Source organism: Methanosphaera sp. BMS (assembly GCF_003268005.1).
Lineage (GTDB): Archaea > Methanobacteriota > Methanobacteria > Methanobacteriales > Methanobacteriaceae > Methanosphaera.
In genome coordinates, this window is record NZ_CP014213.1 from 1,382,539 (window position 1) to 1,404,932 (window position 22,394).

General features: G+C 34.2%; 5 protein-coding genes (1 of these 5 running past the window's edge). 1 reads left to right on the forward strand and 4 read right to left on the reverse strand.

Annotation, left to right across the window (positions count from 1 at the left end; translation table 11 throughout):
- Positions 1–14,607, reverse strand: partial view of an Ig-like domain repeat protein gene (locus AW729_RS04830; protein ID WP_112124043.1) — the 5' portion only. The gene continues 14,886 nt to the left of window position 1, outside the view; 14,607 of the gene's 29,493 nt are visible here — the first part of the coding sequence; it begins with the start codon at positions 14,605–14,607; the stop codon falls past the left edge of the window.
- Positions 14,608–15,566: 959 nt separating this feature from the next.
- Between AW729_RS04830 and AW729_RS04835 the strand changes: the two genes are divergently transcribed.
- Entirely contained in the window at positions 15,567–18,752 is a 3,186-nt protein-coding gene (locus AW729_RS04835; RefSeq protein WP_112124044.1) for a C1 family peptidase, read from the forward strand.
- 219 nt (positions 18,753–18,971) lie between these two features.
- On the opposite strand, the gene AW729_RS04840 is transcribed toward AW729_RS04835, so the two are convergent.
- The 3 genes from AW729_RS04840 to AW729_RS04855 all read right to left on the reverse strand — a co-directional run bounded on the left by AW729_RS04840 (position 18,972) and on the right by AW729_RS04855 (position 22,256).
- Positions 18,972–20,165: a hypothetical protein gene (locus AW729_RS04840; protein WP_162685797.1), complete on the reverse strand. Its 1,194-nt coding sequence runs from the start codon at positions 20,163–20,165 to the stop codon at positions 18,972–18,974.
- A 779-nt stretch (positions 20,166–20,944) separates the two neighbouring features.
- Complete coding sequence (locus AW729_RS04850; RefSeq protein ID WP_162685798.1) at positions 20,945–21,559, reverse strand: TetR/AcrR family transcriptional regulator; 615 nt, start codon at positions 21,557–21,559, stop codon at positions 20,945–20,947.
- A 145-nt stretch (positions 21,560–21,704) separates the two neighbouring features.
- Positions 21,705–22,256 (reverse strand): hypothetical protein, encoded by a 552-nt coding sequence (locus AW729_RS04855; RefSeq protein ID WP_112124048.1) that lies wholly within the window; start codon positions 22,254–22,256, stop codon positions 21,705–21,707.
- Positions 22,257–22,394 lie beyond the last annotated feature (138 nt).

Here is a 22,394-nt window from a genome sequence, read left to right on the forward strand (position 1 = left end):
GGTTACACTTAGTGTAATGTTAACTTTACCATCGGTTAAATCTCCTTCACCCAATACAGTACCATCTGTTGCATCGGTTACTATTACGTGACCTGTAGCAATTAAATCCTCTGTATCATTTGTTACGTTTATTGCTATTGTTACGTTTCCGGCTGTTGCGTTTAATATTTTTTCAATATTTGTTGTACTTGCAGCCTTGTCAACACCAATTACTATAACATCCTGATCGAGTGCAAATGCTGATTCATTTCTGGCATTGCTTGAGAGGTATTTAGGATTTTCCTGATAATAGATAAGTAGTTTATCTGTACCTGCATCAATGTCAACGGTAAATTCAACATTTCCTCCTGAAACATCTATAGGTTCTGGAGTTAGGATTTTACCCTGTATGAAGTCATATACATAGACATATCCTGTTGTTACAAATTCACTAGGGTCTCTTAGATCTGTTACGTTTACTCTTACGGTTACGTTTCCATAGGTATGGTTGATTATTGTTGCATTGGTCATTGTAGGTATTTTATTTACCACATAGTCTACTGAGGTACTGTTTATTTCATTTACAGTATCATTACCATGATATGTAGCGTTAACTGTAAATGTACCGTTAGCAGTTGTCTGTATTCTTGCCGTGAAATTACCGTCAACTACTTCTATTAAGTCTTTGGAGATTGCCACATTGTTAATGTAGATATCCACATCATCCTTATCGGTAATCTGGTTGCCCATTCCATCTGTTATGTTGACTTTAATGGTTACATATTCATCAACGAATAACTCTGTTGGGTCAACAGATATATCTATAGTTGCATTCTGTTTTTCAACAGGTATTTCTATGGTATCATCACTTTCAAGGTACTTGTCGTTTTCATTGTAGGTAACTTTAACGTTTAATGTTTCAGTATCATCGGATGGGATTGTTATATTCACTTTACCGTCTGTAAGGTTTTTAAGTGTAATAGGTGTTCCATCATCAAGTTCTACCGTTACATTACCTAAATCAACTGGCTGACCTGTTTCATTGGTTACGGTTACTTCTATTGTAACATTGCCAGTTGTCTGGTTAACTATTCTGATAGTTGTAATTGTTGGCATTTGAATAACTTCTTGTGCTTCAATTACCGTTGAACTTTCAGTGTAGTTTTTATTTCCTAGGAATTCTACAACAAAGTCATATTCTCCAATTTCCTGGATGTCCGTGAGTATTGTTGCATTTCCATTCTTGAGATATCCTACACCTACGATTTCATCATCAACTTTAACCACAACGGCTCCTGTTTTTACAGGTACACCTGTTTCGTTATCTGTTACCGTTACATTTAATGTTACATTGCCTATGGTTTTGTTTATAACCTGTGCAGTTGTTCTGCTTGGTCTTTGTTCTACAAATACTCTTATGGTTGTATTTGTAGAGTTGTATGTATCGTTACCAGGATAGGTTATGAGCAAGTCATTTACCCCTACAGGCAAGTCTACTGGTATATCTACCAGACCATCAGATCCAGTTTTGCCAGTTACATTTGTACCGTTTGGTAATGTTATTATTATATCTGCATCAGACAATGGATTTTTACTTTCATCATCAGTAAGGTTTACACGGATACTTGTATTTCCTAATGTGGTATTTGTAGCGTTTGCAGTTATATCTGCTAGACGTCCTACAATTTCAACATTTGTTAGGTTTAATTTAGTTTCCTCATCAGCATCTGTGTTACTTTCAATGTAATAATCATTTCCTTCATAAGTAACTACAAAGGTGTAATATCCTTTTGTTGTGATGTTTGTTACTATTATTGCATGTCCATCTTCACTGTTGAATGTGACATTTCCAACATCACTGCCGTTTGCCTTAACTGATACAGTACCGTTGGTTACAGGTACACCTGTTACGGCATCGGTAATATATGCTTCAAGTGTTACATTGCCTGCGACGTTGTCAACAACGTTAGCCGTGATTGAGCTGTCACGTTTGTCTAATGTGACTTCATAGTCAACAATGTTTTCATTGAATGTATCTGATCCCGTGTATTTTATAACAAGGTTATAAGTGTCCGGTTTATCAAGGTATCCTTCAATGATATTAACTGTTGCTTCACCGTTTTCCACATCGGCCTGTCCGATTAGTGTTTCACCATCATCAAGGTATATTTCAACTGTTCCATTGTTTACGTTTTCTTCAAATAGACAGTCAACGTCAACTTTGATTGAAACGTTACCTGCAGTGTTGTTTACAACACTAGGTGTTAATGAAACATCAAGTTTAAGTACTTCAAGTGGTCCTACTGTTTCATTTGCAAAGTATGTGGTTGTACCACCATATGCTACAATGATTGTGTAATTTTTGGATACGTCAACATCATGTAACTGTATGATTGCCTTACCGTCCACAACAGTTCCACGTCCAAGTTCTATTCCTCTATCTTGGGTTTCGGTCATGTTGTATATGACCACTTCACCCTCGTTGATTATGGTTGTTGGGTTTTCCAAGTCTTCCACATTTACCTCTATGGTTGTATTGTATACGGTATTGTTTAGTACTGTGTATGATACAACATCATCTAACCTGATGATATAGAAGTTAATACTTTCAGTTACTCTGTTATAGTCTACTGTATCATTTGTAAATATACCTGTCAGGTATACTTCCTGTTCCCTACCACTAGAGTAGTTGTACAGTCCAACTCCATCTTTAACAGGAACTAATGCTAGAATATGACCTTCTTCATCATAGATTGTGAATGTACCGTTTACCGGAATTCCGTTTGCATCATTAATAGTGAAAGTTAATAGGTTGTTCTGATGTATTCTGACTGTCCTGTTAGCATAGACCCAGTCACTGTATGTTAGTATTTTATCATCAAATACTTTTCTGAAGTCATAGCTTATGTAACGATCGCTTCCAAAGTATGCAAATCCTATGGTAAAGTTATCATGGGAGAATTCTTTTCTGAAGTTAAATACGAAGTTACCTGTAGCATTTGTAATGTAGGTTCTAGTTTCATTAGTGCCGTTCTGATAGAATATCGTGATGTTTACAGGTTCATTTGGAATTGTTAAGTTATTACCGTTTTTGTCTTTAAAGAAGAGTAATCCGATAAATTCAACAAATCTTTCACTATGATATTCTGTTTGATTGAAGATACGACCTAATGTTGCAATCCTATTTACTTCTAATATTGAGTTATTGCTTGCAGTGTTGTATTCAACATCCATACGTCCGTCAAATGTTGCCGTAATATTGTATACAGCTTCACTTGCCGGTTGCCATTTGATTGATCCTTCACCGTTTTCATCAAGATGTACTACTTCTGAATATACGAATTCATTATTCTCATCGACGTTTGTGATAGTTATTGTAACATCCTTGTTTGGAATAATATCTCCATTTTGATCTTTGAGTATAACTGATATGGTTACATTGTCTTCAGGAGCTACATTTACTGTAGTTCTATCATCACTTAGAGTTAATTCAATTGTTGTATTGGTTTTATCCAATTTTACAATCACCTGAGTGGTTGCCTCATTATATAAGTGATTTTCAACATATTTAAGCGTTACAGTTGTTGCTTCTTCCAATTCATCAATAGGAATTACTACCACACCGTTTTCAACATTGTATTCCACATCTGTTGAATCGACTGTGAATATTAATTTTCCATTTGGTATCTTGGATGAGTTTCTGTCATCAACTTTAACCGTTAATACTCGTTTATCATCAGAGGTAATCTCTTCGATTGGTGTAATTACTACATCGTGTTTGACAGCGGTTAATGTTATATTTTCACTGGTTACAGGGTTTGTCACATTGGTTATACCATTGAATGTGGCATTGATTTTATATGTATCAGGATATTTTGCCTGATATTTATATGAATATCCGTTTTGATTAATATCTACGGTGAATTCTTCATCATTTACAATTATTGTAACTGTTCCTTCTGTAATTTCACTGCCGTCAACATCAATTACATGACCGCTGATTGTTGTTGTTTTATCAAATGGGATTTCACTTTCACTTAGAGCAATGTCAATTGTCACATTTTTATTCTGTACGTCAATTATCATTATCTCTTCGTTAGGAAGTCCTGGTATGCTGCTGTTTTTAGCATTGCTTGTTTCATACAAGTCATTTTCATTGTATGTTACAACAATCTGCATTGGACCGGATCTTGCTGCTGGAATTGAAATGTTTGCAACTCCACCAGTTAATGTCTGGTTAGCTATTGGATTGTTTTCCATGTCATATACTGTGATGTTTCCGATTATTACATTATCACCTGTCATGTTGGTTACATTGACACCTATCACTACATTTCCAACAGTATTGTTGATTATTGTTACGTTTGTTTTTGTAGCAATCTTGGATACTGTGTAACGAGTGTTTTCTGCATCTCCAAGTATTACTCCAGGAATACCTGTAAATATTGCCGTTACACTGTATGGAGTGTCACGTTTCTGGAGGTATTTTGCTAATTGCTCGGTAGCAGTTAATGTGTATTCATAGTAACCTGTAGCATCTGTTTGAACTGTTGCCACTTCAACAGAGTCAATTCTTATAACTACATCTACACCTGTTATAGGCATGTATTTACCTGTTACAGCATCAATTAATGTGCTGTTTAATGTACCGAATATTTTTACAGTTTCATTTACTATTAACTGAGTATTGTTCACATCTACTGATATTGATGAGTTAAGTAAGTCAATTGTATCCTTGTACTGTAATGCAGTGCTGTTTCCATAATACAATTCATCTTCACTGAAGACTGCTTCAATGATGAATTCATTGTTGTTATGTACAGTATAATCAAAGATTAACTGTCCATTTGTATCGGTTTTACCCAGATTTTCTACTGGAACACCGTTTACTTGTACATATATATCTTTGCCTGCTATTGCAGCACCAGTTCTATTTGTAAGTGTTATGACTACTGGGAATGACTGGTTTATTGCCACGTCACTTATTGGAGCGATGGTTATATTTGTAGCGAATTTATCAACCTTGTAGGTTGTACTTGCTGCTTTACCAAGAATTACACCTGGTTCACCATCATACTCAACAGTTACCACATACTCTTCGGCAGAATATGCAAGTAGCTGTGGATATGTATCCTTAGTAATTGTTACTGAATAATTTCCATATTCATCGGTTGTAGTCTGAATACTTACACCATTAATAGTTACAGTCACTAAAGCATTTGCTATAGGATGAGTGTAAATGCTGGTATAAGTATCATTCATGAAACTGTCATTCAATGAACCAGAAATTACAATGCTTTCATTGATGAATATTGGAGTTTTATTCACAGATACACTAATATTTGATGTGAATAAATCTATTGTACCATTATATAACCAGAAGGTACTGTTTCCAAAGTATACATCGTCTTCCTCAAATTCCACTTCAACCAATATCTGATTGTTGTTATGAACAATATAATCAAATGTTAACAATCCATTACTGTCAGTTGTTCCAATACCGGTTACAGGTTCCTTGTTGATAAAGACTTTAATAGCCTTACCTTCAAGACCAGTACCAGTTCTGTTGGTCAAGTTCAATGTAATTGGGAATGTTTGATTGATTTTTACACCAGTAAATGGTACTATTGTGAGATTTGTTGGAATCTTGTTGACTTTGTAGGTTGTACTTGTTGCTTTACCAAGAATTACACCCGGTTCACCATCATACTCAACAGTTACCACATAATCACTGGTTGAATATGCAAGTAGCTGTGGATATGTATCCTTAGTAATTGTTACTGAATAATTTCCATATTCATCAGTTGTAGTCTGAATACTTACACCATTAATAGTTACAGTTACTAAAGCACCTGCTATAGGATGAGTGTAAATACTGGTATATGTATCATTCATGAAACTGTCATTCAATGAACCAGAAATTACAATGCTTTCATTGATGAATATTGGAGTCCTATTCACAGATACACTAATATTTGATGTAAGCAGGTTAATTGTATCTTCATACAATAGATATGTACTGTTTCCACGATACTCTGCATCTTCCTCAAATTCTGCTTCAATTAATATTCTATCATTATTATGAATCATATATGGGAAGATTAATTGTCCATTTTCATCAGTAGTGCCTAGATCTGTAAGTTCAACCTTATTGACAAGAACTTTTATAGGTTTACCTACTACGGCATCACCTGTTCTGTTGGTAAGGGTTATTGTTACTGTGAATGTCTTGTTAATTTCTATTCCACTTAGTGGGTCTATTGTGATGTTGGTTCTGTGTTTGTTTACTTCAACAACAAATGTCGTATTATTCGTTGATTCAAGTACCTTGACGTTACCGTTAATATCGGTTAGTCCATTGAAGTGTACTTCAACTGGTATTATACCAACAATACTTGTTATGAATGTCTTTGAGTATCCGTCGGCGGTTACAGGTATTCCTGTGAATTCTTCAGTACCTATTGTTATGTCAACGGTACCTTCGGTGATTTCCACACCGGCCTCATCGTATACCCTACCACTTATTACAACGTCACTGCCACTTACTACTGGATCTGGATGTACAGTTATTGTCATATTTGATGGAATAGCCTCCACGTCAATATGTGTAAATACTTGAGAAACATCAGAATAGTTACGTCCAGTACTGTTTAGATGAGTGTTACTTTCATTGAATGCAACATTCACGTTTACTCTGCCGACTACATCTATATCATCAAGCAGGATTGTTGTGTTAATACCCATTATAGGATATTGTACTGGGTTTCCACCATTTACTCCTTCAATTGTCACATTGATAAATCCATCCTGGACATAATTTGTGAATTTACCAGTAACGTTTTCCTGTACCACTACATCAATTGATACATGTCCTATTGTAGTGTTTAGAACATTTACAGTTGTAATTGTAGGTATCTTAAGCACGTTAAACGTTTTGTTTTCACTGGTAGCTCTTATCTTATCATTCAGGATATAGGAAGCGTTCACAATGTATGTTCCATTATTATCGAATACGGGGTAAATTAGGTACATAGCTGTTGAATCAAGTGGACAGGTAATGTTTGTTCCATTGCTGAGTGTAATGTTTACACTACCCTCGGTTACACTTCGACCATAACCATCAGTTACTCTACCTATCATCATCTGTGACTCTGTCACGTAGATATCAGATAGTTCATTGATTGTAATAATCTGTCTTCTTACAACAAATTCATTTGAAACAACCCAATCATTGTAGTTATCATCATTTTCATATGTGACTTTTACAGTATAAGTGTCTGGTTCATACTCGGTTAAGTCAAATTCAACTGGATTGCCTGATTTAAGAGTGTATTGTCTTGTATCAATGACATCACCTGTTGAATTTATGATTTCAACTGTTATGTCACCACTGGCATTATAGCTTGTAGTGCTGATTGTAACAGTCTCGGTTTGTCCATAACTTATATTTGTCACATCAATGACAATTTCAGGATCTGCTTTTGTAACATTGAATGACATTGAACTTGAGTTTGAACGGAAGTGTTCATCGGCGGTATATGATACTGTTAAATTGTATGTGCCTACTACCAGTTTTCCGTCACTGACAATGTTTGTTAAGCTTGCCGTATCGATTTGGATTAGTCCATCCTCATCTATGGTGTATCCTGTTAATACAGTATCGTTGAGTTTGATTTCAAGGTTGTTAAGGTTGCTTGCAGCCGGTACTGTAATGTTAATTAGTTGGGTTTCACCATAGGTCATGTTGACCAATTGGATATTTATTGGATAGTTATCGATGGTTACTGCAAATTGGGTTTTGTTTGAACCTTCGAAGTGGTTTTTATCCCCATAATAGTTAACAGTTACATTATATGTTCCGACCGGTAGTGCATCCATTAGCTGTGATGCTCTTGAGTCAACCAGAGTGTAGGATTGATCCAAGAATACACCATTGGTTTGGTTGACTACAATTATTCTGACTGTGTTTGTTGATACTTCAGGTTCTACATGAACATCTATTCTGTATATTTCATCACCTGTATCTACAGCCTGAAGGTCAATTACAGGATTAATTTTGTTGACCGTGAATCTATGTACAGTAGTATTTGAGGTGTAGTTTAGGCTTTCATTATAGAATGCTGTTACTTCATATTCACCTGCATTAAGTATTGGTAATTCTATTACATTACCAGTTACTTTTTCATCGTTTACTTGGATGTTTAATTCAATATCATTCCATGAATAGATTGTACCATCACTTTCACGTCCTGTTATGTTAACAAGAACTGTTCCTGCCATTGGCTTATCTTCAATACCAGTTAAGTCAAAGCTGATGTCGCCTGTTTCGTTGTAGGTATAGTTGGTTACATCAAAGTCAAGCTTACTTTGAGCCTTGGATACTGTGAAGTTTGCAGTTGCTATCTCGGATAGGTATCTTCCATCACCATTATATCTTACATATACATCATAGTCTGCTGCACTTAACAAGTTCAGTGGTGGTGTTGATATTTCAACTACTCCATCACCAATATCCCCTATTTCAAATGTCTGATTGACAAATCCTTCAAGGGTACTGTTAAGGTATACTGTTAGACTACCTGTTGGTAATGGATCATCATCTGATGTCCTATTTACTCTGATTACTATGATTTCTTCTTCACCATAGGTGATGTTTGTTACATTTACCGTTAAGTTAGCGATTAACTTGTCAAATGTATCTACTATGTATGTGTAATAGTCATCTTCCAAGTGATATAATCTGAAACTGTCATCAGGATCATATGGGAATTCAAATTCATAGTTACCAAATTCATCGGTCAGGGTAGTCATATTGTATTTGAGTTGATTGTTCCTATCATATACTTCTAGTGTAACGTTCTGGTAGGTTTCATTCAAATGAACAGTAGCTGATACATCATCTATGTTAACCACACCGTTTAATCCTAGATATAGTACATTTACTCCAAGGACATTTCCACCAAGCACGTATATACCGTTTAGGTAGTTGTCACAACCGAGGAATACTCCAAGTAGATGTTTTGTGTCACCATCAACATATTCCCTTTTATTGGCACTGATATTTGCACTGTGTGCCTGGTTGTCTAGAAGCCTTATATTTGTAAGTCTTACTGTACCACCGTTTACATATATACCAGAACCGTTTGTAGCATTGTTGTTTGTAATGTTACAATCAGTAAGGTTTGTATTTTTGGTGATGTATAATGCCCCACCGTTTACTGCCAGGTTATTAGTGAAGTTAATGTCAGTTAACGTTACTGGAGCATTTATATAGATTGCTCCACCATTGGATGCATTGTTATAATCAAAGGTGTTGTTAGTAATATTATAATTACTTATACTGTTAATATATAATGCTCCACCATCATTTGTAGCTGAACCATTATAGAAAGTAGTGTTTGTAATGTTTACATTAGGACCACTTATATAAATGAATCCAGCATTTGTTGCATTAGTATTGTTAGAGAATACACAATCTCTTACAATAAGTCCATTCTTTTGAGGATAGGATGAATAATAACTATAATAAATAGCACCAGCAGTACCATTTGCAGTATTATTTATAAATACACAGTTTTCATAGGTGTTATTTGATGTACAAAGATATAATGCTCCACCATTTCTACCAACAAAATTATTTTCAAAAGTACAATTGATATGGGTGTTATTTGAACATCCACCAGTGTGATGACGATAGTAAATGGCACCACCATCCCATAGAGCTGAACAATTCGTAAAATTATTATTAATTATCAAATTGTTATTAGCAGCTTCGAAATAGACTGCTCCACCTTGTCCAGAATATTCTGGTCTATCTGCTGACATAGAAGAACAATTTATAAACTTATTATTTATTAGTAAACCATTATTATCTTTCCAACAAATAGCAGCACCAGAACGGAATACTGAATAACAGTTCATAAAAGTACAATTTGATACTTGAGAACCGACTGAAGTAGATGATGAAACGAAAAATGCTCCACCGTCTTTTTCAGAGAAACAAGTGTCAAAAGTACAATTATCTATAAGGTTTCCTGTATTTCCTTGGAAATTAATTGCTCCACCGTGATGACCATCACCAGTAGCAGTTGAAGCTTGAATTCTACCACAACTACAGTTATAGAAATATGAATCTCTCAATTGAATATTTTCACTTTTTTGCCAGGAAATAGCACCACCAAGAAGTTGTGCATAACAATTAGTAAAGTTACAACCAGTAATATTACCATTGTTAGAACCAGACAGGTACAGAGAACCTCCATTAGAACCTATACTTGAATTAAAGTTAGAATAATTAATATTCAATAATTTACCATTACAAGCTATATCTCCACCAGGTTGATTACCATTACCGGCAGAATTACTAGTCATGTTTACATAAGAAATTGTAGCACTATCACCATAAATGTAGATAGCTCCTCCACTTGAACTAGCTGCCTTGTTATTTTCGAAAATTGAATATTCAACAGTAGCATTTCCTCCTTTAATATTCACTGCTCCACCATTAGTTGTAGCATTGTTCAGAGTAAAGTTTGAATTTGAAACTTTACCATAAATACCATTAATATATACTGCTCCACCACCTTTTCCGGCAACGTTTTCAGTGAAATTTGAATTTAAAACTGTACCATTAGCACCGTTTAAATATACTGCTCCACCATTACCAAAAGTATCACTACCGACTTTATATCCAACAACCCTGTTATTTGTGTAGGATGAATTTGATATAATAGCCTTAGTACCATTAACATATACTGCTCCACCTTCTTTTAAAGCAGTGTTATTTTCAAATTTTGACAAGTCAATAGTACCGTTAGTACCATTAACATATATTGCTCCACCAGTATTGTTAGCAATATTATTAGTGAAGTTTGAATTTAATATAGTACCATTTGTACCATTGAGATATATTGCTCCACCATTATTTGAAATAGTGTTATTTTCAAAATTTGAATAATCGATTGTGGCATTAGCACCTTGTACATATATTGCTCCGGCACCATCTCCACGGTGATTGTTGGTGAAGTTGGAGTATGAAATGTTAGCATTATCTCCTTTAATATATATTGCTAAACCCCATGCATATGGTGTTGAACTAGAATCATAATTTCCATCAAAGACCGTGGCATTCACAAATGAATTGTTTCCATCTAATCTTAATGCTGCACCAGTGTTGTTTGCTGTGTTATTTTGGAAGTAAGATGAAGTAATGTTACCATCATTTCCTTCGAAACGAACGGCTCCACCAGCCCATTTTGCAGAGTTATTACTAAATGTTGATGAATTGATTACACCATTGTTACCTTTCCAATCAACAGCTCCTGCATTAGCATATGCGGAATTGTTTGTAAATGTTGAATTGTCAATAAGACCTTCATTACAACCTTCTCCGAAGCTGATTGCTCCACCATCACCATAATCACGACTACCAACAGTATATCCAATTGCTTTGTTATTAGTGAAATTGGAATTTAATATTTGAGTATTGTTAGCATCGTCATCAATGTTTATAGCTCCACCAGTAAGTGTTGCATTGTTGTTGGTAAATAGGGAGTTATTGATTGTTACGTTCTCGTTTTTCTCCAAATGAACTGCCCCACCAATAAATGCTGAGTTGTTGATGAATGTGTTGTTTTCCAATAGTTCATTTGAACCGTCAATAGCGATTGCTCCACCAGTATTAGCTCCATGTTGGTTTGTGAAGTTTGAATTGGTGATGTTGGTATTGTTACCAGTTAAGTATATAGCTGAACCCCATGAGTAGTTTCCCTGTGGGTCGTAGTTTCCATCGAATACTGAGTCGTTTACAACTAAGTGATGTCCATCCAATCTAAGTGCTCCTGCAGCGTATGGTGCTGAGTTGTTGTAGAACTTAGATGATGTTACGTTTCCGTATTCACCAGTCCATACTACTGCTCCACCATTGGCGTTTGCACTATTGTTGACGAAGGTGGAGTTGTCGATTAATCCATCCTTAGAGCCACTTCCAAAGTATACTGCTCCACCATCACCGAAATAATACGTTCCTGATGAGTTTGTAATATTGATACCTTTAACTGTGTTGTTTTCAAAGTGTGAGTTAAGAATCTTTGTATTGTTGGCTGATAGGTTAACCATTACTGCTCCACCGTCTTCTATTGCAGTGTTGTTTACGAAGAGGGAATTGTTTATTGTAATGTTTTCATTTCTTAGAATGAATACTGCTCCTCCAAACTTGCTGACGTTATTGTTCGTGAAGTTTGAATTGAGAAGAGTACCGTTACTGCCTATCCAGTTTATTGCTCCACCGTTTCCGCCGGAAATTGAATAGTTAAACAATCCTGCCTCTTCATAGTTGGTAGGATAATTTACCAGCCTTGGATCATTATCCACATTTCCAATTACCTCATTGTCATTGAATTTAGAATCGTATACGTGACCGTTGAAACCGTTCCAGTAGACTGCTCCACCACTACGATTAGCTACGTTATTGTCGAATGTTGAATTGATGATATAACCATTTGTTGAACCAGTAAAGAAGTCCAATGCTCCACCGTTTAATCCTGCAGTATTGTTGATGAATACTGAATTATTTATAGTACAGTTTTCAGCGTCAACATCAGTAACTTGTTTTGTGAAGAATATTGCTCCTCCACGGTAGGCGGCAGTATTGTTTCTGAAGTAATTGTTTACTACAGTACCATTACTTCCAGTCCATATTATAGCTCCACCGTCACCACCTGTTGTTGTGGCATTATCTGTACCTAATGCATGGTTATTTATGAAGTTGGATGATTTTACTGTTCCATTGTATCCATTCCAGTAGATAGCTCCACCACTACGATTTGCCGTGTTGTTTTCAAATATTGTATTGGTTACAAAACCGTTTGAAGCTCCTTCTCTCCAATCAAGTCCACCACCATTGTTACCAGCGGAGTTGTTTATTATTTTGGAGCTGTTGACTATAAGGTCAACTCCATCATTAAACATTATTCCTCCACCGTTTACTTTAGCTGTGTTGTTGATTATTGTTACATTGTATAGGGAACCTAGTGCTCCTGTCCATGTAATAGCTCCACCATTTCCACCAGCAGTCGGATAAGTGGTTGTTCCACTAGGATCTGTTGTTTCCTGAACTGTTCCGAAAGCCTGGTTATATAGGAATGTGGTGTTTTCTACAGTTCCGTTATGACCATTCCAGTATACAGCACCGGCACTACGATCAGCTGTGTTGTTCTCGAATGTTGAGTTGATTAGTTGACCGTTGTGTGAACCGGCTGCCCAGTCAATTGCTCCACCGTTGTGATGTGCATGATTATACTTGAAGGTACAGTTTATAACACTTGTATTTTCAGATGGATATTCAGTTGTTCCAGTAAGGAAGATACCTCCTCCACGACCAGCTGCAGTGTTGTTGATAAAGGTTGAATTTACGATTATACCTATATCTCCTACCCACATTACTGCTCCACCATCACCAATGGTAGCATTGTTGTTTGTGAAGTTGGAATTGAATATGTCTCCGTCTTCACCGGACCAGTAGATAGCTCCACCATAGGTAGCATTGTTATAGCTTAGATTGGAATTATCAATCTTACCATGTTTTCCAGTCCAATAAAATGCTCCACCTGTTTGTGCGGAGTTGTTTATTGCTGTGACATTGGTTATTCCTATGTTGGTTCCATGAATATATACTGCACCACCCATACTACCTGCAGTGTTGTTAATAAATACCATGTTATCAACACCTCGGCCGGTACCATCAGTATAAGCATATACTGCTCCACCTGAAGTACTTGCATTGTTGTTGATAAATGTGATGTTATCAAGTGCTGTTGGAGTTACAACATATAGTGCTCCTCCGTTTTCGGCTGAACAGTTTTCTATATTGATGTTCTTGAGAATTGTTGGCATGTTTTCTTGAGCGTGTATATACATTGCTCCACCGTCTGTGGCTTTGGAGTTTGTGATGTTTATATAGTTTAATATTCCATCATGTCCTGCATAGTATATTGCTCCACCATATCCTTCAAGACTATCTGAGGGTGCACTTGCATTTATTAGATTAAGATTTAATATATTTACAGTAATGGATTCACCGTCTATCAGGAATATTCTTGCAAGATTGCTTCCATCTATTGTATGTCCGTTACCGTTAAGGGTAAAGGTTTTGGTGATTAGTAATCCATCTGCAAGGGTACTGCCTGCTTGATCATCAATACCTACTGTGAATTTATAATCTTTATCTAAGGCATATGCGGTGTTACCGTTTATTAGCTGTTGTAGTTCGGTAAAAGTACCTTCTCCGTCACCTTTAATAGTTTTTTCAATATCTTTATTAATATTGCTTGTTGCAATATTGCTATCATTTGTTATTATTGAATTCTCTGTTAGTTTATTTGTCGTCTCTGTATTTGTGTTTTCACTTGTATTTGATATTTTTTCTACGTCTGCATCCGACTTAGCAGTTGCCAAATCGGATTGTACCACATTATCCACATCATAATTGGAGGGTGTGGATAACACATTATTATCTTTTATTACCTGTGTGTTGTTGTTTGTATCGGTAGCCGACACAAAAGCAGCTCCTAATAATAGGATAAATACCACACTAAGTAATAATAGACAATGCTTGATATTTGTTGTCATTTTTATGTGACTCCTATTAAACATTGTTTTTTTAAACATTTTAATTAGTTTGGTACAAAAGCTATTTAAAAGGTTAGCTTCTAATTGAAAGATTAATGTTTTATCATGAAAATGCATTAATGTAATCAATGTTAATATCTTAATATAGATTATTATGAATTATTATGATTTATCGCTAGTATTATAATGATTTTTCATAGTTAAATTGTGTTTTTTGTAATGATTATTGCTACGATTCCAATAATCATTCAATTAGTCGCTTGATATTTATCTATGTAGATTATAATTAATATACTTTGTTTTTTAGGGAATTTTTGAAGGGATTTGTTATAATTTTAAATGCTCAAAATAAAATTTTACCATGTGAATAAAGTCCATATCATAATATAAATTTTTATAAATTTTAGAATAATATTTTACCAAAAATATTTAAAAAAAAGAGATTTTTTCGAATATAAAATACTTTTTTCATGACACAAAATTTATCAACATATCCTTTACAGACATCACATATAACCTATCCCTTCTTAACGCCTATTTTGAAGATAATGGTATTTCAATCTAATGATCAACCATTACATAACGTTTAACGATTTTAATTTGAAAATTTCCAATCCTACTTATTGAATTATCTGATCCATATGTACCGAATGTACTTTCTCCAACTTAACCATAGCGAGAGTGTTGACTTTAAATGTAACGTTATCTATCCTATTGATGTTAAAGACATTGTTATTTGTTACATCATAATTATTCCGGATGATTTTACAGTAATTTGATGAAAAAATTAATCACACCACCCCTGTACTTAAAAAAAACATGAATATCCGGATTAGAAATCATATCTAATATTTTCTAGTTAATAACCAATTAATAAATACCTTTAAAGACATATAATTAAACACAATATGACTGAACTGTCAAATATATTAAATTAAACAATAGAGGATAAGTTTATTATGAATAAAAAAGTCAACATAACATTAAAAATCATAATGATATTTATATTTCTATCCATCATAATACCAGTATCATTTGCAAATAGCACCGAGACATCATACAGTGATGATACACTGCAAAGCCAGATAACCGATGAAAATGTCAGGGATTTGCCAACATTACGAAGTTCTCCCGAATACAAGGACATTTACTTCAATGCATCACTGTCACATGATAATGGAAATGGATCACTATCAAACCCTTATAAGAAGTTAACCACCAATAGAATTGAAAGTAATTCAAACATCCATCTAAGTGACGGCAATTATACCCTTTCAAGTAGAAAAACCATTAATAATGTAACATTTATAGGACAATCCAGACAAAACACAATATTATCCAATATTCTACTTACCAACAAAGAGTTAATGACGACAATAAATTTGACCTTTAACAATTGCAGCATAACAAATAACAATAACATTACAATGATAAACACGAGTTTTGTTAACTCAACATCCAGTACCATCTCAAGTAGCTCCGGAAATATTAATATGGATAACTGTGTATTCATCAACACCGACACCAAAGATAGCTTTTCAATAAGAATACAGAATACAAACCTAACAATAAACGACTCATTGCTTGAAAACAATACTGCATACAATGGAGGCTGCATATATTCACTCAATTCCACGATAACAATAACAGATTCACTATTGCTAAACAATAGTGCAAGCAGATTCGGTGGGGCCATAACATCACTCAACACAAATCTAAGCATAAAAAATACTACTCTTAAAAATAATAATGCAGGCTATGATGGAGGAGCCATATATGGATTCTATGGATTATTAAGCCTGATTAATTCAACAATCGAAAACAACAGTGCAACCGAGGGTGGTGCATTAGTAATTGATAACATGACAAGTACGGACATATCACAAAATATCTTCCAGGACAATACCGCCAATAGATATACAGACATATATTCAATTACATCCAACATAACAAATTCCATATTGGATTCAAATACCTTCAGAAATCTATCCATAAATCCCGAAGATAATGTATACATAATCAGCGTACCCAACATGATTATCGGCAATGAAAACTACACGCTATTTAAACTTGAATCGATATACGAAAATATTAGTGATTTACCCAGCAGTTATGATTTAAGGGAGTTAAACCTTGTAACACCGGTAAAAAATCAGGGAGGTGACGGTAACTGTTGGGCATTTGCAATACTGGCTACCCTTGAATCAAACATATTGAAGGCATCAAATGTTACATATGACTTCTCGGAGGAAAACATGAAAAACATCATGGCATTATACTCCGATTACGGATGGAATATCCCAACCAATACAGGTGGATCCGATACAATGCCACTGGGTTATCTGACAAGCTGGCTTGGCCCGGTCAATGATGTTGACGATAAATACATGTCAGGACTAGTATTGTCCCCCGTACTTAACAGCATTATGCACGTACAAAACATATTGTTCCTGGACAGGAAAAGTTATACCGACAACGATAACATTAAAAAGGCATTGATGACGTACGGATCGGTTGCAGTACGTATAGGATGGTACAATACTTTCGAGAAAGGCTCATCTTATTACTGCTACAACAGCAAAGACCAGAACCATCTGGTAAGCATTGTCGGATGGGATGACAATTACTCAAGGAACAACTTTAGAAACACAGCACCCGGTGATGGTGCATGGATAATAAAAAACAGCTGGGGTACAAATGTGGGTGAAAACGGATATTACTACGTTTCATATTATGATACGACATGTGCAATTAATTCATTTGAATACGTCTTTATCCTGAATGATAGCATCCGCTATGACAAAAACTACCAATATGATATACCCGGCACTACAGATTATTTCCTAAGCAGAAATGAAAGTGCATGGTACAAGAACATATTCACCGCAACAGATGAGGAATACCTGGAAGCTGTATCCACATACTTCAGAAACAATACCAGCTATGAAATATCAATATACGTGAACAATAAACTTGAAGCCATACAGGAGGGAATCACAAATGCAGGATACTACACCATTGACCTTAACCGGAAGATATTATTACAACCCGATGACATCTTTGAAGTTGTATTCAAGATAACACAGATAAATGAATCAGCAGTACCTATCTCGGAAAACATATCCCTGAACAAGTTACTCTACAAAGAGAACATATCCTTTGTAAGTTATGATGGAGTCAACTGGACGGACTTCTATAATCTAAGATGTGACTATGAAAACAGTCATTCATACTACTCACAGGTTGCTTGTATAAAAGCCTTTACTACAAAGAAAATTGCAAAGGTTAAACTGGAAATAGAAAACGACAACCCTTGTAATATTGTTGCCAAGATAGTAGACCAGCATGACAATCCGATAAATACGGGAAACGTGACATTCAATATAGGTGATGATATTGTGAGAGTGGATGTGTGTGATTCACAAGCACAACTTACAAGAATACTGCCAATAGGTGACCTCACCATAACTGCTACATTCTATTCTGATGAGTATGGTATTGTGACAAATAGTACTGAAATTACCGTATGCAATCCTGAAACTGCCAAGTTATACGTTGAAGCAACGGTTTCAGACAAACTTAACCTGACTGCTACGCTCTACGGATCAAGTGGAAGAGTATCCAATGGTAAAATAGCATTTAAGGTAAATGGTAAAACACTTAAAGATGCCAACGGCAAAGTAATTTATGTCAAAGTCGTCGATGGAACTGCAAGCATATTATATGACATTGACGGCACTTGGCTGGAAAATATCATTTCAGTAACTGCGGTTTATTCTGGAAGCAGCGTGAATCCATCTGTAAGAAACAATACAACAATATATATTCCAAAAAAGGATTCAAACATTAAACTTACCCCCTTTGAGGAAAGTGTAAAAATAGGAAACAATGTCACGTTTAAAGCTACTGTGACTGATGGATATGCTCCTATGACTACCGGTAAGGTAATTTTCAAGATAAACGGCAAAACTATTAAGGATGAAAATGGAAAAGTCATCTATGCAATATTAGATTCCAATGGTGAAGTATCAGTTAATTATACAATAACCGGCCTTAAAGCAAAAAGTTATACAATAACAGCCGTATTCATATCAGATGAATATAAGCGGGCAGAAGATACTGCTAAATTGACGTTGGTAAATTGATTGGCAGATTATGATAATTAAAAAAAGTTATTTAATCCCCCTAATTATCTTTTTTTTGATGAAATTTACTTGTTTTTTCGTGTACCATGACAAATAAATACAATATGATAAAGGATAAAGTCCATTTGCAACAAAAAAAGAGTATTATTGAAAAACTCCAAATATTGTAGAAGTTTCAAAAAAAGAATTAAAAAAAATATCAATGAAATACGCGAATTACTACTCTTTAGTAAAAGCTATCCCATTTCCAATTTGTGTTGCATGATTTCTTGTCAATGACCCATTGAATATAATATTATCCAATGAATCAAAGAAGTTGATTGCTCCACCATATCTTGCATGATTATTGGTGAAATTTCCATTAAATGTTATATTATGAGGTGTTTGACGGAAATTTATTGCTCCACCATGTTCTCCTGCACGGTTATTTATAAAGTTGCAGTTAAATATTGAATTTGTGGATTCATCCTTGAATGTTATTGCCCCACCATTTCCTGTTAATCCCGTATTGTTTTTAAAAATTCCATCAAATGTGTTGTTGTTTGTTTTATTATAGAAAAATATGGATCCTCCACAGGATTTTGCAGTGTTATATTTGAAGGTACTGTTGAAGATGTTGTTATTTGACTGGTTGTAGAAGAATATTCCTGCACCGTACATTGCCATGTTGTGTTGGAATATGGAGTTATATATGTTTTGTTGACTTAAGGTGTAGAAGAACATTGCTCCTCCACTTGCTTCCAAGGCCGTGTTATTGTAGAATCCGGACTTGAATTCGTTGCCTGTTGAAGTTCCCCTAAAGTAGATTGCACCACCTGCTCTTGTTGCGGTGTTGTTTTTGAATTTTGATTTGATAGAATTTTTTTCAGTCGTGGAGTTGAAGTATATTGCACCACCATTATTTGCATTGTTGTTTATGAATGTGGATGTTAGTTTAGATTTTGAATAATCGTTTTCAATAAAGACTGCACCTCCTGATTGATTTGCATTGTTGTTTTCAAAGAAGCAATTTATCAGATTCAATCCATACTTTGAGTATATTGCACCACCATTTGTAGCATTTCCATTGATAAATCGGATATTTTTGAGTGTTACATTGCTTGATGTTATGTTAAATATTCTGGCATTGTTTTTTGCGTCAATAACATGACTTTTACCATCCAGGACATAATTGTTCCTGTTTATTAGAATTCCACTTTTATACCCATCATCTCTGGAGGAGTTGTATATGTAATTCTTGTTCAATTGATTAGTTGTTGTGTTTTTATTAAGATTATTGTTTAGTGTTGTGAAGTCACATGTATTATGATGTGTCGAATTATATATTGTCTGCGTGTTTTCAACCGCACTTATACAAGTGATGTTTATAAGAACAAATAATACCACTGCAATAATAAATATTTTGCTTTTCATAATCATTCTCCTTATAATTTATGATTTTTTCATTTAAAAAAGGAATATGGAAGAAATTTATTTTTTCTCATCGACCTATAAATTTGGAGGCATTAAAGGTTTTTTTGAGACGTTTGATTCGTTATCCATTATTTTTTTTCTTTCCTAGTATTCCACACATTGGATTTACTCTTTTTTTTGAGTTTCACAGGCTGAGTAATCTTAAGATACTAATGTTATTAGTTCATTTACATTTAGTTGAATTATTTTTGATGCGTTGTTCCGCCCATGTTTGTTAAACTTCCAGCTGATTATACAACTTACGCCTATAATGCTATTATTAAACATATTGGGATTAAGGTAATTTTTTCATTTTTATCATTCCTCTAAGTTTATATATAATAAAAGATATTTTCCTCTACTAATTATTATATACAACAATGTATATGAATCTTTTCGAATGCAAGTACTCACTTACATTTTTAATAGCAAATCAAAGGGAAATAAACAAGTTTATAAATAATCAGAGATTACAAGTAAGTTATAATATAAAATTAATGAATCAAGAAAAATATTGGAAACATTTAAAATACCAGAAAATAGAACAGGATATGCACGCATGGCAGTGAAATTTTTACCATGAATCAAGAGCATATTCCATTGTTTTTGATAAATAAAGAATTATTAATAGATATTACTGAAAAAATGGGGCATAAACGAAATATGAAAGTAAGTACTTACTTACATGATTAAATAACAACTACTTAATAAAAAAAAGATAAAATTGGAAAAATATGGAGTTATTCTGGCATTATACCATTAAAGAGGATATCAAAAATATTATCGGAGTAGTAATCCAATTCATAATCAGGACTTAGACTATAAACTTTTCTTAATATGACTGATTGGAAGATTATACTAAAACACATAACCGCCATTACCTTAGGATCAATGTCCCTAACAGTACCCTTCTCTTTTTGTAATTTGAAAAAGTCCTCCAACTTTTCAAGGATGACATCAGTTATTTGAATAAGTAAAAGTTTTCTCTCAGGAATTTCCCTAACTTCTTCCATGGCAACCTTAAGAATACTGAAGTCACTATCGGATAGATTTAAGACTCCCATAAATGCTCCTTTAATATATTCCTCAATGTCCTCATCACCATTAAAATAGAATATACCACGTAGTCTATCTATAAACATGTTGAGGAAATGATCTTTGGTCTTTTCAATCAGATTCTTTTTATTGTCAAACTTTCTAAAAATAGTTACCTCATTGACTCCGGCTTCAGCAGCTATTTTTTTAGTTGTGGCCTTATTAACACCCTCTTTTTGAAGAATTTTAAACGTGGCATTTAATATTTTTTCCTCAGTATTTTCTCTTTCATTGAACATGATAATAAGTTTATATTTCATATTATATAATCTATTCATAGGTATTTAGAATTTAATGAAAATAACCTAAAAATATTGAAGTTGATAATTCATCAGTATTGATGTCTTAGGGTTATCAGAATAAGATACTAATGATTAAAAAAAAAAAAATAAGCTGATGAGTGAATTAGAATTCACTATCATTATATTCATCAGTTGAAAATCCAAATCCTCTTGCACAGTATGTTTGATTTCTTCCCAAGAAGCGTGAATTTTCAGCAAATTCATATTCATTGTATTCATGAGGTTTTATTATCTTTGCACCATTTTTCTTGTAGATATCAGTTACCATGTTATAACTGCTTGTCGAGTTATTTACTGCGACATATATTCCATCCGTGAAGTTGAATGTTCCACCACTTGATGTGTATAATGCGGCCATCTGTTCTAGTGTGAAATAATATGTTCTTGTATTTCCATTTTCATCTGTTGCATTACAATATCCGTAGAGATCTTTATTAAATTCATATCCATATGGATTCATGTCAAATATTTCCGGTTTAATCAATTCGGTATCTTCCGGAACTCTAAATATTAAACCTCCTATAAGTCCCATTATTACTGTAATTCCTATTGTTATCATTATCAGGTATATTATGTATTTCTTATTGTATGTTACTTTTTTTCTTCTCTTATGTTTTTTATTTACGTTTACTTTTCTAAATTTTTTTGAATCCATACAACATCACCTTGACCATACAAGTATTTAATCTCATAGTATTTAAACTTATACAACATTTTATAAAAAATAATATAGAGAATAATCAATAATTAAAACAAATAAAAACTTTTTAGAGGGCATTATAATTTTTAAAAT